This is a genomic window from Rhizobium sp. Root483D2 (assembly GCF_001426685.1).
GTDB classification, from domain to species: Bacteria; Pseudomonadota; Alphaproteobacteria; order Rhizobiales; family Rhizobiaceae; genus Pararhizobium; species Pararhizobium qamdonense.
The window spans coordinates 71,608-87,755 of record NZ_LMFB01000012.1; the positions used below are offsets into that span (position 1 = coordinate 71,608).

Consider the following 16,148-nt stretch of genomic DNA (forward strand, 5'->3'; position numbering starts at 1 on the left):
TGTAAAGGTGGAAAATGCGCCGTACCAACAAGGAACGAACCGAAAGCATGCGGCTGATGCTGATGGCGGCGGCGCGCACGCTGTTCGTCGCGAAAGGCTATACCGAGACCGCAACCCCTGAGATCGCCAGCGCTGCCGGCGTCACGCGCGGCGCGCTCTATCATCACTTCGAGGATAAGAAGGCGCTGTTTGCAGCCGTCGTCGCAGAGGAGGCGCGGCAGGTCGGTGCGGGGATCGCGGCTGGATCAGAGAACACGTCCAACGCGCGAGACGCTTTACTTGACGGCGCGCGCGGCTATTTCGATGCCATGGCAGTGCCCGGCCGTACGCGGCTTCTCCTGCTCGATGGCCCCGCCATCCTTGGACTTCGCAGCCTGCAGGATATCGATCAGGAACATGCTGAGGGGAGTTTGAAGGCGGGCCTGTCAGATCTTTTTGCTGCAGGCGGAAAAGATTTGGCGCTGCTGGATGTCTTCACCCAGCTCCTGTCCGCCGCCTTCGACCGCGCAGCATTGGCCATCGAAGCGGGTGCGCAGCGCAAGGATTACGAAAGCGCCATCGCCGCCCTCATTGACGGGATCGCGGTCAAATGATCTGGGCCGGCAGTTCGACCAGCGGTGCCGGTATCTCGCTGGTCTTTTCGGCCGCCTTGCAGATGTCGGCAATCACGCAACGCTGGCATTCCGGTTTGCGGGCCTTGCAGCAATAGCGCCCGTGCAGGATCAGCCAATGATGCGCGTGATAGAGATAATGATCGGGAATGATCTGCATCAGCTTGTGTTCGACTTCGTCCGGGGTCTTGCCCGGTGCCAGACAGAGCCGGTTGGCGATGCGGAAAATATGCGTATCGACCGCCATGGTCGCTTGCCCGAAGGCCATCGATAGCACCACATTGGCGGTCTTGCGGCCAACGCCGGGCAGGGTGATGAGGTCTTCGCGGGTGCGCGGGACTTCGCCGCCGTATTCGGCGATCAGCTTTTCGCTGAGCGCAATGACATTCTTCGCCTTGTTGCGGTAAAGCCCGATCGTCCGGATATAGTCGCGAACCTGGTCTTCTCCGAGCGCCACCATTTTTTCCGGCGTGTCGGCAATGGCAAAAAGCGCCCGCGTCGCCTTGTTGACGCCCGCGTCCGTCGCCTGTGCCGACAGCGCCACCGCAACGACCAGGGTGAACGGATTGACATGTTCCAGCTCGCCCTTCGGCTCGGGCCGCTGGATCGAGAAGCGGCGGAAAATCTCCTCGATTTCCGCTTGGCTATAGGCTGTCTTCGGCTTTGACCTGGCGCGGCCGGTTGTCGCGGGTTTCGCTTTCGCAGGTTTGAGCGCGGATTTTGGCTTCACGTTTTTCATGATGCATCTATAGTCATTCGCCATGAACGATGGCAACGCCGAGATATCGAACGAGGACCAGCCGGTTTTTGCAGCCGAGCTGACGCCCTATCGTTCGCTGGGGGTCAAGGGCTTCAAGGTTTTCCTGCTGATCGCAGCGCTGATGAGCCTGCTCCATATTTTCGTGTTCGTCGTGATCGGCGCCTGGCCGATCGTTTTCTTCTTCGGGCTGGATTTCCTGCTGCTGTTTGGCGCTTTCTGGCTGAATTATCGCTCCGCCCGTGCCCGCGAAGAAATCCGCGTGTCCCGCACTGATGTCTGCGTGCGCAAATTTAACCCGGCCGGCCGGATGATCGAACACCGGTTCAACCCCTTCTGGACGCGCTTCAACATTGCCCGCCACCAGGAAATCGGCATCGTCTCCATGCAGCTCAGCGACCGGCAGCGCAGCACCGATATCGGCTCCTTCCTCAACCGCGACGACCGCGAAACGTTCGCCACCGCCTTTTCCGGCGCCTTGGCTACCGTGAAACGGCGTTAGAGCGCTTCATCTTTAAACGAAAGCATTCTGCCGGAAATTCATCCGGCCCTTTGGGTTGGCTGAAAACGGCCGTCCACTGTGTCGGATGGCTGGCCCGATGGATCGGCATCGCTCTGCGCCATCCTTCGTGTGGAACGGCCGTTTTGAGCCAACAGAATTGCTTCCGTTTAAAGATGAAGCGCTCTTGGACAAGAATCGGGTGGCGATCCCCCATTGGGAGTGATTATCTCTGGCACCAAGGAGATAGAACCATGGATATCAAAACCTCGAAGCCCACTGATATCACGCCGCAAGGCAGCGATTATGAGATCGTCAGCCGCGTCGTCGAACTGCTGACCGAGAATTATCGCGAGCAGCCGTCTCTCGACGCCATTGCCAGCGATCTCGGCCAGTCGCCGACGCAGTTGCAAAAGACGTTTACCCGCTGGGCCGGGCTCTCTCCCAAGGCGTTCCTGCAGGCCGTAACCCTCGATCATGCCAAGCGCCTGCTGCGCCAGGAGGAATTGCCGCTTCTGGAAACCAGCTTTGAGCTTGGCCTTTCAGGCCCAAGCCGGCTGCATGATCTCTTCGTCACCCACGAGGCGATGTCGCCGGGCGAATGGAAGTTGCGCGGTGGCGGCTTGACCATTCGCTACGGGTTTCACCCATGCCCGTTCGGCGTGGCGCTGGTGATGGTCACTGATCGCGGATTGGCGGGCCTTGCCTTCAACGATGCCGGCGACGAGAAGGCGAGTTTCGAGGATATGGCGAGCCGCTGGCCGAATGCCAGGTTCATCGAGGATAGCGCAGCGACCGCAGGCTATGCCGCCCGTATTTTCGACGCGAAGGAATGGAGCGCCGAAGAGCCTTTGCGTGTCGTCCTGATCGGCTCCGATTTTCAGATCCGCGTCTGGGAATCGCTCTTGAAAATTCCCATGGGCAAGGCCGTCACCTATTCCGACATCGCCTGCGATATCGGACAGCCCACAGCCTCACGCGCCGTCGGCGCTGCCGTCGGCCGCAACCCGATTTCGTTCGTCGTCCCCTGTCACCGGGCGCTCGGCAAGAGCGGCGCCTTGACCGGCTACCACTGGGGCCTCACCCGCAAGCGGGCCATGCTTGGCTGGGAAGCGGGCAAGCTCTGACAAAAAAAAGGGCGGTTTGCGCCGCCCTTTGATGGAAGCAATCAACTCCGGCTCAATGCGCGCCGGACATGTCGCCCAGCACTTCCTTGGACGCGACGGTGGAATCGGCCTTCAGCTTGTAGACCATCGGCACGCCGGTCGCGAGGTTGACCGAGAGGATCTGTTCGCGGTCGAGCCGGTCGAGAACCATCAGCAGCGAGCGCAACGAATTGCCGTGGGCAGCAACGAGCACCTTTTCGCCTGCCAGCACGCGCGGCAGGATGTCGGTCATGTAATAGGGCCAGACGCGGGCGCCGGTGTCCTTCAGGCTTTCGCCGCCCGGCGGCGGTACGTCATAGGAACGGCGCCAGATATGCACCTGTTCTTCGCCCCACTTGGCGCGGGCGTCGTCCTTGTTGAGGCCGGAGAGATCGCCGTAGTCGCGCTCGTTCAGGGCCTGGTCCTTGATGGTTTCGAGGTCGGGCTGGCCGAGATTGTCGAGAATGAGCTTCAACGTATGCTGCGCGCGCGTCAGAACCGAGGTGAAGGCGACGTCGAACTTGATGCCGTAATCGGCCAGCGCCTTGCCACCGGCATTGGCTTCCTCGATGCCCAGCGGCGTCAGGTCAGGGTCCTTCCAGCCGGTAAACAGGTTCTTCAGGTTCCAGTCACTTTGGCCGTGACGCACAAGGACGAGGGTGCCGCTCATGGAAATTCCTCCGGGGAGTTTTAGGGATCAGGACAGCCCGAGCACGTCGAGCATGGAATAGAAGCCGGGTTTCTGGTTGCGTGCCCAGAGTGCGGCGGTAACCGCGCCACGGGCAAAGATCGCCCGGTCGGTGGCGGAATGGGACAGCGTCACCTGCTCGCCTTCGCCGGCGAGGATGACGGAATGTTCGCCGATGACCGAGCCGCCGCGCAATGTGGCAAAGCCGATTGTCCCGGCAACACGCGCCCCGGTATGGCCGTCGCGCACCCGAACGGAATGACCGGCAAGGCCGATCTGGCGCCCCTTGGCAGCCGCTTCGCCCAGCAGCAAGGCCGTTCCCGAGGGGGCATCCACCTTGTGCTTGTGGTGCATTTCGAGGATCTCGATATCCCAGTTTTCCGGTCCGAGCGCGCGTGCCGCCTGCTCCGTCAAAACACCGAGCAGGTTGACGCCGAGGCTCATATTGCCGGATTTGACGATCCTTGCATGCCGCCCGGCCGCCTTGAATTTTTCCTCGTCATCCGCAGAGCAGCCGGTCGTGCCGATCACATGGACGATGCGCGCCTGCGCGGCAAGCCCGGCAAAATCCACCGAAGACGCCGGCGCGGTAAAGTCGAGCACGCCTTCTGCCTCGACAAAGGCCTCGAGCGGCTCGCCGGTGATAACGACGCCGGTCGGTCCAAGGCCTGCGATCTCGCCGGCGTCCCGGCCGATGAAGGCGGAGCCCGGCCGTTCGACGGCGGCAAACAGGGTGGCACCCGGCATGGCGTGGATGGTGCGGATCAGGGTCTGGCCCATCCGTCCTGCGGCTCCGACCACCACCAGCTTCATGTCTGTCCCGCTCATGCCCGTCTCATTCCTCAGATCAGTGTTTCGGCGTCCGCGACCGGTTGCGCAGTTGATGTGCCCTGCAGGTTGTGCAGGCGAGCGTAAAGGCCGTCGCTGCGCTGCGCAAGCGCCTCATGCGTGCCTTCTTCCGCCACGATCCCATCCTTCATGACGATGATCTTGTCGGCATTGACGACGGTCGAGAGGCGGTGTGCGATGACAACCACGGTGCGCCCGCTCATGGCGTGATCGAGCGCCTTCTGCACGGCGGCTTCCGATTCGGTATCGAGCGCCGATGTCGCCTCATCGAGAAGCAGGATCGGCGCATTGCGCACCAGCGCGCGGGCGATCGAAAGCCGCTGGCGCTGGCCGCCGGACAGGGTCACGCCGTTCTCGCCCACGGGCGTATCGTATCCGCGCGGCTGCGTGCGGATGAAGTCATGCGCATAGGCGAGTTTCGCGGCTTCCTCGACTTCCGCATCCGTGGCTGTCGGGCGGCCATAGCGGATATTGTCGCGGATCGAGCCTTCGAACAGATAAGGCTGCTGCGAAACATAGGCGAGCCCGTTGCGCAGCGATTGCTTGGTGACATGGGCGATATCCTGCCCGTCGATCAGGATATCGCCGCCGGAAGGATCGTAAAAACGCGGAATGAGGCTGATGACGGTGGATTTCCCGGCGCCGGATGGCCCGACCAGCGCCGTCGTCTTGCCGCCTTCGGCAATGAAGCTGACACCCTTGAGGATGTCGTCGCCCTCATTATAGGAGAAACGCACATTCCGGAACTCGATCTTGGCGGCCGTGATCTTTAAGGGCAGAGCATCCGGCAGGTCCCGCTGATGCGGCACCATATCGAGGATTTCGTAGATCATCCGGGCGTTGACGACGGCGCGTTCCAGCGAAACCTGCAACCGTGCCAGGCGCCTGGCCGGGTCATAGGCCATTAACAGCGCGGTCACGAAGGCAAAAAAGGCACCCGGCTGGATGCCATCATAGATCGACCGGAAGGCGGCATAAGCCAAAACGCTGGCGATCGCAAAACCCGCAAAGGTTTCTGTCATCGGCGCGGTACGCTCGCTGAGGCGGGCAATGCGGTTGGCGCGGTTTTCCGCCCGGTCGATGATCGTCTCGACCTTGGTCCGCAGCTGCTCTTCCATCGTGAACGCCTTGACGATGGTGATGCCCTGGATGGTTTCCTGCATGGCGCCAAGCACATGGCTGTTGATCTCGACGGATTCGCGGGTTGCCAGCCGCAGCCGCCGCGAAATGTAGCGAAGGCCGATCAGGAGCGGCGGGGCAACGACGAAAACGATCAGCGTCAGCAGCCAGTCCTTGCTGATCATCACGCCGATCAACGCCACCAATGTCAGGAAGTCGCGCGCAAGCGACGTCACCGTCATGTTCAGCACGTCACGGATACCAGACACGTTCTGGCTGATCTGAGCGGAAATCCGCGCCGAGCGCGTATCGCTGAAATAGCCGACGCTGAGCGCCATCAGGTGCGAATAGAGGCGGCGCTGGTAGCTGGCGACGATATTGTTACCGATCTTCGAGAGCGCCACGGCCTGGCCATAGGTGGCAAAGCCGCGCAGGACGAAGGCGAGAAAGATCGCTCCACAGATGTAAAGAACGATGTCGGCACGCTTGTTGGCAAAGGCTTCGTTGACGACCGATTCCATGATCCAGGCGGTAAACGCGGTGGTTCCCGCAACAAGGACGAGGCAGGCGACGGCAATGGTATACCCGCGCAGATGCGCGCGCCCGTTTTCGGCGATCACGCGCTTGAGAACGCTGGTAATGGTCTCGCGATCGACTGCAGGGAGCTTTGTCTTGGCTTGCTTCAAGCTGGTTTCCTCAAAACCCGGCGCGCTCTGAGGCGCCTTATTTCACCGGGCTCTATAGTACCTTGATCCCTGTTTGGCGAGTCTGAGCCGCTGTCCTGGCTTCAAGTTCTCCAGCGCCGTCCCTCCGTTGCAACACCAAAGCGCGATGGCGTGCGCGCATAGGCGGCAAGGCCGGAAAGCGCTGCGGTCGGATGGGTGACCACGAAAGTCGGAATGGTCTTGAGCAGCGCCGAATGCGGTGCCTTGTCTTCAAAGGCCTGCCGGAACTCCGGTTTCTTCAGCGCAGGCAGGATCTTTTGCGAAATGCCGCCGGCCAGAAAAACGCCGCCACGCGCCATGAAGATCATCGCCATGTCGCCGGCAACGCGGCCGAGATAGGTGGAGAACAAGGAGACTGTCTCGACAGCCAGTCCGTCAGTGCCGGCCAGTGCATGGGTGGTCACATCGGCCGGATCGGCAAGCGCCGGGTCGCGGCCCTCTGATTCGCAGACGGCGCGGTAGATGTTCGTGATCCCACGGCCGCAGAGCAACTGCTCGGCGGAAATCCGTCCTTCGATTGGCTCGAGGAAAGGCCAGATCTGGTAATCGCGCTCGCTGCGCGGACCGACATCCACATGGCCGCCTTCGCCGGGAACCGGAAACCAGGTGTGCTGCGCATGCACAAGTCCCGCAACGCCAAGGCCGGTCCCAGGGCCCAGCACGGCGCAGGAGGCGGAGTCGAGAACGGAGCCGGGGCCGATCTGTTCGCGGCCCTCCTCGCCGATCGCGGCGATCGCCAGCGCCTGCGCCTCGAAATCGTTGATGATGATGACATCTTCCAGCGACAAGGCCGTCAGCATGTCCCTCGGCTTGATCACCCAGCCGGCATTGGTCAGCGGAATATCGTCGCCCTTGACCGGGCCTGCCACCGCGATGATCGCCGATCGCGGCTGCACGGATGTCCTGTCGAGAATGCTGGTCTGCAGCGCTTCCTCGATGCTGGCATAGTTGGTCGTCGGAATGATCGGAAACAGCTTCGGCTCGGCAAAGGCGTCGATCAGCAGCGCAAACCGGGCATTGGTTCCGCCGATATCGCCGATCAGGATTGGAAAGGTGAGGCCGCTATCGGTATCTGGGAGCGTGGGCATGAAGGGTTCCGTTATGATCGTGCAGACTGAAGGTCGATGAGAGCTGTATCAGGGATGGTTGAAGTCGATCAACTGTTCTGCGGTCGCCCGGTTCAGCGCCATCGGAATATCGTAGACGGTGGCAAGCCGCATCAGCGCCTTCACATCGACATCGTGCGGCATGGCCGTCAGCGGATCGACGAAGAAGATCAGCATCTGTACGTCGCCGGTGGCAATCATCGCGCCGATCTGCTGGTCGCCGCCCAGCGGACCGCTCTTCAGCCGGATCACGTTGAGGCTGGGGCAGGCCTCCTGCACCCGGCCGCCGGTGGTGCCGGTGGCAACGATTTCCAGCCGGCGAAAACTGCCTCATTGGCCTGCGCGAACGCCGCCATGTCGTCCTTCTTCTGATCGTGCGCAATCAGCGCCACGCATTTCTGGCTGGCCATCACAGATCTCCCGGCATCAAGCCGACCGCAGAAAGTCTCGACTTAAATCGATTTGATTTTCTTTACAGCACAGTTTGCCGCTTGAAAAGCGCCGAACGTGCCGGCGCCTTAGCTCCCTGGAGGGCAGGACTTACTGCAGGGCGGGACGGGCCAACGGAATAGGAACGCCCGTATCCGGAAGCTCGTTGCTGCCTGCGTGGATAGCCTGCCGGATTGCGGCTTCGCTGGACGCCGGCTGCGGCGCCACATAGGCGTTCCCGAACGTAGCTGACTGTTCGGAGGCCGCAGGTGCGGAAAGCAGCGCCGTGCAGGCTTTCGGCAAGTCCGAAAGGGTGGTGAAGCGTGGCTTTACCGGCTTTGCGTTCGGATCTTTCTTCGGCGTGGCCCAGGGCTCCTTGGTAAACCACCAGGCGAGCGACTTGTCGCAGCCATCGCCGCTGGCAACCGGCGCCTGCGCCTTGCAGTTCGGCGTGCCCGGCGGGCAGAACATGCGGATGTGGAAATGCTCGTCATGGCCATAGACCGGACGCACCTTGCCAAGCAGATCGCGGTCGCCGGTCCAGGTCTCGCAGAGTTTCTTCTTGATCGCCGGATTGACGAAAACGCGCTCCACCTGCGGATAGCTCGCCGCCTGCATCACCAGCCTGGCATGGGTCGGCGTCCAGCGGGCAGCGTTCACGGTCAGGAACTTGCTCTTGTCGAGCATAGACGTAAAAGGCATGTCTTCGCGCGCCTGGGTGGACAGAGGCTGTGCGGGTTTGGGCGTAAACCAGATGTCGGCATCGAGCCCGATCTGGTGGGAGGCGTGTCCGGTGATCATCGGCCCGCCGCGCGGCTGCGAAATGTCGCCGATCAGGATGCCGGATCCCCATCCAAGTTGCACCGCATCCTGGGAAAACCGTTCCAGAAGCTGGATCATCGCCGGATTGCCCCAGCGGCGGTTTCGCGACAGGCGCATCGCCTGCCATGTCGGCCCGTCGGTCGGGATCGCCACGGCGCCGGCCATGCAGCCCTTGGCATAAAAGCCGATCGGGTTTGGCGCCGCCTCGCTCGGAAGCTGCACCTTGCCAAAGATCTGCTTGGCAGGTGTATCGTCAGCCGAAGCGGCCGCACCTGCGGCGAGGCTGAGGCCCGTCAACGCTATCAGCGCAACCGATGCCATCCGCCGGAAATAAGCCGTCTTCGTCGCTGCCATCTGCCGCCCGTTTCCCAATCAATCCATGGTGTTCCGCGTCCGGATGTGCCCATCCGCGATTCGCCTGGTAGACACTGACACGCCGTCTTTGTGTCAGACTTACGCACACACGCAACCGTGACCCAAAAAAAAGGCCCGATTTGAGGCAGCTTCTGTCAATTGCCCGGATTTTGCCTATTCTGTCGTCCAGTAGCGGAAAAATGAAAAACGGAAGAGGCGAATTGGCATGAATTTCAGACGCGCACTGGCTTTGGCGGCAACCCTATTCCTGGCAACCGGACCAGTGATGGCGCAGGAACCGGTCTGGCACGGCGGCGTCACCACGATCGGCGAGTTGAAATACAAAGACGGCTTTATCCGCTTCGATTACGTCAATCCGGATGCGCCGAAGGGCGGCGAACTGAAACTTTCCGCAATCGGAACCTATGACACGTTCAACCCGATCCTTTCCAAGGGCGAGGCGCCGGCGGGTGTCGCTTCACTGGTTTTCGATACGCTGCTGAAGTCTGCCGAAGACGAGGTCACCGCCTCCTACGGGCTTCTCGCGGAAAGCGTCTCCTACCCCGACGACTTTTCCTCCGCCACCTTTAGGCTTCGCCCCGAAGCAAAATGGGCGGACGGGCAGCCGGTAACGCCCGAAGACGTCATCTTCTCCTTCGATATGTCGAAAGAGCATAACCCGCTCCTCTCCAACTATTACCGCCATGTGGTCTCGGCTGAAAAAACCGGCGAGCGCGACATCACCTTCCGCTTCGACGAGAAGAACAACCGCGAGCTTCCCAACATTCTCGGCCAGTTTCCGATCGTGCCGAAGCATTGGTGGGAAGGTCAGGATGCCAAGGGCAACAAGCGCGATATCAGCCGTACCACGCTGGAACTGGTCATGGGCTCAGGGCCCTACAAGATCGCTGCCTTCCAGGCAGGAGGTTCAATCCGCTTCGAATTGCGTGACGATTATTGGGGCAAGAACGTCAACGTCAATGTTGGCCAGAACAATTTCGGCACGATTACCTACACATTCTTTGGCGACAGGACGATCGAGTTCGAGGGTGTGCGTGCCGGCGATGTCGATTATTACCAGGATAATAGCGCCAGCCATTGGGCAACGTTCTATGACTTCCCTGCCGCCAAGGATGGCCGTGTGATTCGCGCGGAGATCGAGAACCCGCTGCGTGCCACCGGCATCATGCAGGCTTTCGTGCCGAACCTGCGCCGGGACAAATTCAAGGATCAGAAGGTGCGCGAAGCACTGAACTACGCCTTCGATTTCGAGGACTTGAACCGCACGCTTGCCTATAATGCCTTCCAGCGCATCGACAGTTACTTCTGGAATACCGAGCTTGCCTCTTCCGGGCTTCCCGAGGGGCGCGAAAAGGAAATCCTGGAAGCGCTGAAGGACAAGATCCCCGCCGACGTCTTCACCACGCCCTACACGAACCCCATCAATGGCGATCCGCAAAAGGTGCGCGGAAACCTGCGCACCGCACTCGCGCTGTTCAAGGAGGCCGGTTACGAGCTGAAGGGAAGCCAACTGGTCAACACGAAGACCGGTGAGCCGTTCCGGTTCGAGATTCTTCTGTCCAATCCATCCTTCGAGCGAACGGTTTCGCCCTTCGTCAACAGCGTGAAGAAAATCGGCATTGATGCGCGCATGCGCACCGTGGACGCTTCGCAATATACCAACCGCGTCCGCAGCTTCGATTACGACATGATCTACGGCATCTGGGGGCAATCGCTGGTGCCGGGCAACGAGCAGAGCGACTATTGGGGCTCCGCCTCGGTCAATCAGCAGGGCTCGCGGAACTATGCAGGCATTGCCGATCCGGCAATCGACGAGCTTATCCGCAAGATCATCTTCGCGCCGAACCGGGAGGAACTGGTGGCGACCACGAGAGCGCTCGACCGCGTCCTTCTTTCCCATCATTATGTCGTACCGCTGTTCTATTCCAAGGCGCAACGCATCGCCTATTGGAACCACCTGACCCATCCGGCTGAATTGCCCTATTACGGCTTGGGCTTTCCCGATGTCTGGTGGTCGAAAAACGCTGAGAAATGAGCTGGGGGTTGCGCCGGAAGGCCGGCTGGGTTCCATATAGCCATGACGAATCACCCCCGCCGCCTGCCGGCGGGGCCTGCCGGTCCGCAAGCGATGCGCGGCGGCAAAACGGGAAGGGTTGGGCTTGACCGACTGGAGATCCACGCGGCGTGCGAGAGCGCTTCCAGCAACAGGGCGGAGCGGTTTTGCATCCGTATGTGCACCTGTATCAAAAGCCCGGCGGCAAGCCCCGGCGGGTAGCTGCTGATGGGTGCCTATATCCTGCGGCGTCTTTTCCTGATGATCCCGACGATCGTCGGGATCATGGCGATTTCCTTTGCCGTCATTCAGTTTGCGCCTGGCGGACCTGTTGAGCAGGTGATTTCCGATCTGACCGGCCAGAACCAGGGCGACCGGCTGTCGGGAAGCAGCGGCGATCTCGGCGGCCAGTCGATGGGCGACGATTCCTCCGGGCGTTACCGCGGCGCGCAAGGGCTCGATCCGGAATTCATCAAGAAGCTGGAAAAGCAATTCGGCTTCGACAAGCCGCCGCTGCAGCGATTCGGCGAGATGATGTGGAACTATATCCGCTTTGATTTCGGCGAGAGCTTCTTCCGCAACACCTCGGTGATCGACCTGATCCTTGAGAAGATGCCGGTATCGATCTCGCTTGGCCTGTGGATCCTGTTGTTTTCCTACGCGATTTCCATTCCGCTCGGTATCAAGAAAGCCATGTCGGACGGGTCTACATTCGATGTCTGGACATCCGGCATCATCATCGTCGGCTATGCGGTTCCAGGCTTCCTGTTCGGCATCCTTTTGATCGTGCTGTTTGCTGGCGGCTCGTTTTTCGACTGGTTCCCGCTGCGCGGCATCGTCTCGGATAATTTCGCGCAGCTGAACTGGTGGCAGAAGATCCTCGATTATTTCTGGCACATGACGCTGCCGCTTATCACGCTGCTGATGTCGGCCTTCGCCACGACGACGCTGCTGACAAAGAATTCCTTCATCGACGAAATCAAGAAGCAATACGTTACGACTGCGCGGGCCAAGGGGCTAACCGAGCGCCAGGTGCTCTACGGCCACGTCTTCCGCAATGCCATGCTGATCATCATCGCCGGTTTCCCCGGTGCGTTCATCACCGCCTTTTTCACCGGCTCGCTGCTGACGGAATATATCTTCTCGCTCGATGGGCTCGGGCGCCTGGGTTATGACGCCATCGTCAAGCGCGATTATCCGATCGTCTTTGCAACGCTGTACATCTTCTCGCTGATGGGCCTGTTCGTCAGCCTGCTGTCGGATCTCGTCTATACCTGGGTCGATCCGCGCATCGATTTCGACAGGAGGGATGTGTGATGGCTGCCGATATCGTCTCTTCCGATTCAACGCTTATAACCGGCCGCACGGGCCGCCTGTCGCCGGTCAATCGCCGCCGCTGGGACAATTTCAAGGCCAACCGCCGCGGCTTCTGGTCGTTCTGGATCTTTCTTGTCCTGTTCGGCCTCAGCCTCGGTGCCGAATTCATTGCCAATGACCGCCCGGTGCTGGTGTCCTACAAGGGTGAACTGCTGGTCCCGGCTCTGGTGCAATATCCGGAGGAAAAATTCCTCGGCGACATGGGGTTCCTGGCGATCACCAACTATGGCGCGCCGGAAATTTCCGATGAAATCAAGGCGAACGGCTGGATGATCTGGCCGCCGATCCGCTATTCCTACCAGACGGCCAATTCCTATATTCCGCATTCCGCGCCCACCCGTCCCTTCTGGCTGATGGACAAGGCCGAGCGCTGCTCCGGCTATCCGCAGGGCGAGAACGATCCCGGCTGCACGCTCGGCAATCTCAACTGGCTGGGTACCGATGACCAGGCGCGTGACGTTGCCGCGCGGATGATCTACGGCTTCCGCATTTCAGTCCTCTTCGGCCTGTGCCTGACCATCGCCTCCGCTGTCGTTGGCGTTACGGCCGGAGCTGTTCAAGGCTATTTCGGCGGCTGGACCGATCTTCTCTTGCAGCGCTTCATCGAGATCTGGTCGTCGATGCCGGTGCTTTACATCCTCCTGATCATCGCCGCGATCCTGCCGCCCGGCTTCTTCATCCTGCTCGGCATCATGCTGCTGTTCTCCTGGGTCGGATTTGTCGGCATCGTCCGGGCCGAGTTCCTGCGCGCCCGGAATTTCGAATATGTGCGCGCCGCCCGCGCACTCGGCGTCAACAACCGGACGATCATGTTCCGCCATCTTCTGCCCAATGCCATGGTGGCAACGCTGACCTTCCTGCCGTTCATTCTCTCCGGCTCGATCACGACATTGACATCGCTCGATTTCCTCGGCTTCGGCATGCCGCCGGGCTCGGCCTCGCTCGGCGAACTGATCAGTCAGGGCAAGTCCAACCTGCAGGCCCCCTGGCTCGGCCTCACCGCCTTCGTCGTGATGTCGGTGATGCTGTCGCTGCTGATCTTCATCGGCGAAGCCGCCCGCGATGCCTTTGACCCGAGGAAGACGTTCCGGTGAACATCTCGCAACTTGCCACCATTCAAGCTATCGTGAGTTTCACCGTATCATGGGGATGGCGCGCATGAATAAGCTGATGTTCGAACATTATCCCGCATCAAAACTTCCTGCTGATCTTCGGGAAGGGCTGGACAAGGGCGCAACGGTCCGCATCGTGATTGAAGAAGAACCAAAGCAAGCTCAGACACAGGAGGCGCGCAGTTTTCCTGGGTTCCAGAAGCTTCCGTCCATCGTGCGGCAACCCTTGAGCATTGAAGATACGCTTGCTGCTATCAAACGCATAAAGGCGCAAGACAGACCATCGGTCAGTTCCGAAGAAGCCGTAGCCCGCGTTCGGGTTTTGCGAGATGAGTGGGACGATTGATGCATGATATCAGCAGAATTTATCTCGATACGAATATCTTTATCGTGGCTTTCGAGCGTCGGGATGAACTCAGTGATCGTTTGGCTCAACTGTTCTTCACGCGTCAGTCTTCGCAGACAAGGTTTGTTACGAGCGAGCTTACGCTTTCCGAGCTTTTGGTCGTCCCGTATCGGGATAATGACGACAGTTTGATCGATACATATGAAAGCTTGATCCTGACCAACAGCTGGCTTGAAGTCGTCCCCGTTGCACAACCGACACTTCGTTATGCGGCAGTCTTGCGATCGCAATATCGAAGCCTGAAATTGCCCGATGCCATTCATCTCAGTACAGCCATTGGCACGAACTGCTCGCATATATTGACCGAAGATCGCGGAATAAACGGGGAATATAGGCTGCAGCATCCGCGATATGGAATCGTGACCGACGCCCCCTCGCTCCAAACCATCCGGCTGGACGACTCGACCCTAACCTCTCTCCTGAAAAGCCTGACCTGATGACAGACACACTTCTTTCCGTGCGCAATCTCTCGGTCGCCTTTCATCAGGGCGGCAAGACATCGACGGCGGTGGACAGCGTTTCCTTTGATATCAAGCGCGGCGAAGTGGTGGCGCTGGTGGGCGAATCCGGCTCGGGAAAATCTGTCTCGGCCAATTCGATCCTGAAACTTCTGCCCTATCCGGCTGCGAGCCATCCGGGCGGCGAAATTCTGTTCAACGGCAAGGACCTGATGACGGCGTCTGATGCGGAACTGCGCCAGGTGCGCGGCAACGACATCACGATGATCTTCCAGGAGCCGATGACCTCGCTCAATCCGCTACATTCAATTGAGCGGCAGATTGCCGAAATTCTCGATCTGCACCAGGGCATTACCGGTGCTGCCGCGCGTGCCCGCGTGCTCGAACTGCTCAATCAGGTGGGTATCCGCGAGCCGGAAAAGCGTCTTGCCGCCTATCCGCATGAATTGTCCGGCGGCCAGCGCCAGCGGGTAATGATCGCCATGGCGCTTGCCAACCGGCCGGAACTCCTGATCGCCGACGAACCGACGACGGCGCTCGACGTGACCGTACAGGCGCAGATTCTCGAGCTGTTGAAGACGCTCAAGGACGATCATGGCATGTCGATGCTGTTCATCACCCATGACCTCGGCATCGTCCGCAAGATTGCCGACCGGGTCTGCGTCATGACCAAGGGCAAGATCGTCGAAACCGGCCCGACAGCCGAAATTTTCGCCAATCCGCAACACGCCTATACCCGCCATCTTCTGGCCTCCGAGCCCAAGGGCGTGCCGCCGGTTTCCGATACGTCGAAGCCGGTGGTGATGCAGGCGCAAGACATGAAAGTGTGGTTTCCGATCAAGGCCGGCTTCCTGCGCAAGGTCGTCGATCATGTGAAGGCGGTCGATGGCATCGACCTGACGCTGCGGGCCGGACAGACGCTGGGTGTCGTGGGCGAATCCGGTTCCGGCAAGACGACGCTTGGACTGGCGCTGACGCGGCTCATTTCGTCCAAAGGCCGCATTTCCTTTATCGGCAATGAGATAGCCGGCTATTCGTTCACGCAGATGCGCCCGTTGCGCAATCGCATGCAGATCGTCTTCCAGGATCCCTTCGGCTCTCTCAGCCCTCGCATGGCCGTCAGCGATATCATCGCCGAGGGCCTCAAAGTGCACGAGCCGGGCCTGTCGGAAAAGCAGCGCGATGCGCGCGTAGCGGGCGCTCTTGAGGAGGTCGGCCTCGATGCCTCGACCCGCTGGCGCTATCCGCACGAATTCTCGGGTGGCCAGCGCCAGCGCATTGCCATCGCCCGCGCCATGGTACTGAAGCCGCAATTCGTCATGCTCGACGAGCCGACTTCGGCTCTGGATATGAGCGTGCAGGCGCAGGTGGTCGATCTCCTGCGCGATCTGCAGGCGAAGCATTCGCTCGCCTATCTCTTCATCAGCCATGACCTGAAAGTCGTACGCGCCCTTGCCAATGACATGATCGTCATGCGGCTGGGCAAGGTCGTCGAGCAGGGACCGTCCGAACGCATCTTCACGGCGCCGCAGGAAGATTATACCAAGGCGCTGATGGCTGCCGCCTTCAATATGGAAGCGGTCGATCTGCCCGCCGTCCGCCAATGAGACTGTTTTC

General features: G+C 60.3%; 15 protein-coding genes and 1 pseudogene. 9 read left to right on the forward strand and 7 right to left on the reverse strand.

Going from position 1 to position 16,148, the window contains the following annotated elements; genetic code table 11:
* Positions 1-14: 14 nt before the first annotated feature.
* Complete coding sequence (locus ASD32_RS09800; protein ID WP_060637850.1) at positions 15-593, forward strand: TetR/AcrR family transcriptional regulator; 579 nt, start codon at positions 15-17, stop codon at positions 591-593.
* Here ASD32_RS09800 and nth read toward each other — a convergent pair.
* Positions 586-1,350, reverse strand: a complete 765-nt coding sequence (nth, locus tag ASD32_RS09805; protein WP_060637851.1) for an endonuclease III — start codon at positions 1,348-1,350, stop codon at positions 586-588. The genes ASD32_RS09800 and nth overlap by 8 nt on opposite strands.
* A 22-nt stretch (positions 1,351-1,372) precedes the next feature.
* Between nth and ASD32_RS09810 the strand changes: the two genes are divergently transcribed.
* Positions 1,373-1,870, forward strand: coding sequence for a DUF2244 domain-containing protein (locus tag ASD32_RS09810; RefSeq protein WP_060637852.1), 498 nt, complete (start codon positions 1,373-1,375; stop codon positions 1,868-1,870).
* Between the two features lie 251 nt (positions 1,871-2,121).
* Positions 2,122-2,994, forward strand: a complete 873-nt coding sequence (locus tag ASD32_RS09815) for a bifunctional helix-turn-helix domain-containing protein/methylated-DNA--[protein]-cysteine S-methyltransferase (protein ID WP_060637853.1) — start codon at positions 2,122-2,124, stop codon at positions 2,992-2,994.
* Between the two features lie 52 nt (positions 2,995-3,046).
* Here the strand turns inward: ASD32_RS09815 and ASD32_RS09820 are convergent, their stop codons facing one another.
* The 6 genes and pseudogenes from ASD32_RS09820 to mepA all read right to left on the reverse strand — a co-directional run bounded on the left by ASD32_RS09820 (position 3,047) and on the right by mepA (position 9,071).
* On the reverse strand, positions 3,047-3,682 hold the full coding sequence (locus tag ASD32_RS09820; RefSeq protein ID WP_060637854.1) for a 2,3-bisphosphoglycerate-dependent phosphoglycerate mutase: 636 nt from the start codon (positions 3,680-3,682) through the stop codon (positions 3,047-3,049).
* A gap of 27 nt (positions 3,683-3,709) precedes the next feature.
* Entirely contained in the window at positions 3,710-4,528 is an 819-nt protein-coding gene (dapB, locus tag ASD32_RS09825; RefSeq protein WP_060637855.1) for a 4-hydroxy-tetrahydrodipicolinate reductase, read from the reverse strand.
* 14 nt (positions 4,529-4,542) lie between these two features.
* On the reverse strand, positions 4,543-6,354 hold the full coding sequence (locus ASD32_RS09830) for an ABC transporter ATP-binding protein (protein ID WP_060637856.1): 1,812 nt from the start codon (positions 6,352-6,354) through the stop codon (positions 4,543-4,545).
* Between the two features lie 101 nt (positions 6,355-6,455).
* Entirely contained in the window at positions 6,456-7,481 is a 1,026-nt protein-coding gene (locus ASD32_RS09835; RefSeq protein WP_060637857.1) for a glucokinase, read from the reverse strand.
* Positions 7,482-7,529: 48 nt separating this feature from the next.
* Positions 7,530-7,909: pseudogene (locus tag ASD32_RS09840) on the reverse strand (methylglyoxal synthase).
* Between the two features lie 130 nt (positions 7,910-8,039).
* A complete protein-coding gene (mepA, locus tag ASD32_RS09845) occupies positions 8,040-9,071 on the reverse strand; it encodes a penicillin-insensitive murein endopeptidase (RefSeq protein ID WP_162252662.1) in 1,032 nt (343 codons plus the stop codon).
* A 319-nt stretch (positions 9,072-9,390) separates the two neighbouring features.
* Here mepA and ASD32_RS09850 point away from each other — a divergent pair, with 319 nt between their 5' ends.
* The 6 genes from ASD32_RS09850 to ASD32_RS09875 all read left to right on the forward strand — a co-directional run bounded on the left by ASD32_RS09850 (position 9,391) and on the right by ASD32_RS09875 (position 16,138).
* Positions 9,391-11,160, forward strand: a complete 1,770-nt coding sequence (locus ASD32_RS09850) for an extracellular solute-binding protein (protein WP_244490149.1) — start codon at positions 9,391-9,393, stop codon at positions 11,158-11,160.
* Between the two features lie 246 nt (positions 11,161-11,406).
* Positions 11,407-12,495 carry a microcin C ABC transporter permease YejB gene (locus ASD32_RS09855; protein ID WP_060637859.1) on the forward strand — a complete coding sequence of 363 codons (1,089 nt, stop codon included), beginning with the start codon at positions 11,407-11,409 and terminating at the stop codon, positions 12,493-12,495.
* Positions 12,495-13,649: an ABC transporter permease gene (locus ASD32_RS09860; RefSeq protein WP_060637860.1), complete on the forward strand. Its 1,155-nt coding sequence runs from the start codon at positions 12,495-12,497 to the stop codon at positions 13,647-13,649. Before ASD32_RS09855 ends, ASD32_RS09860 begins: the two co-directional genes overlap by 1 nt.
* 64 nt (positions 13,650-13,713) lie before the next feature.
* Positions 13,714-14,013 carry a hypothetical protein gene (locus ASD32_RS09865; RefSeq protein ID WP_156383134.1) on the forward strand — a complete coding sequence of 100 codons (300 nt, stop codon included), beginning with the start codon at positions 13,714-13,716 and terminating at the stop codon, positions 14,011-14,013.
* Positions 14,013-14,510 (forward strand): PIN domain-containing protein, encoded by a 498-nt coding sequence (locus tag ASD32_RS09870; protein ID WP_060637862.1) that lies wholly within the window; start codon positions 14,013-14,015, stop codon positions 14,508-14,510. Before ASD32_RS09865 ends, ASD32_RS09870 begins: the two co-directional genes overlap by 1 nt.
* Positions 14,510-16,138, forward strand: a complete 1,629-nt coding sequence (locus ASD32_RS09875; protein WP_060637863.1) for an ABC transporter ATP-binding protein — start codon at positions 14,510-14,512, stop codon at positions 16,136-16,138. The genes ASD32_RS09870 and ASD32_RS09875 overlap by 1 nt, the downstream gene beginning before the upstream one ends.
* Positions 16,139-16,148 lie beyond the last annotated feature (10 nt).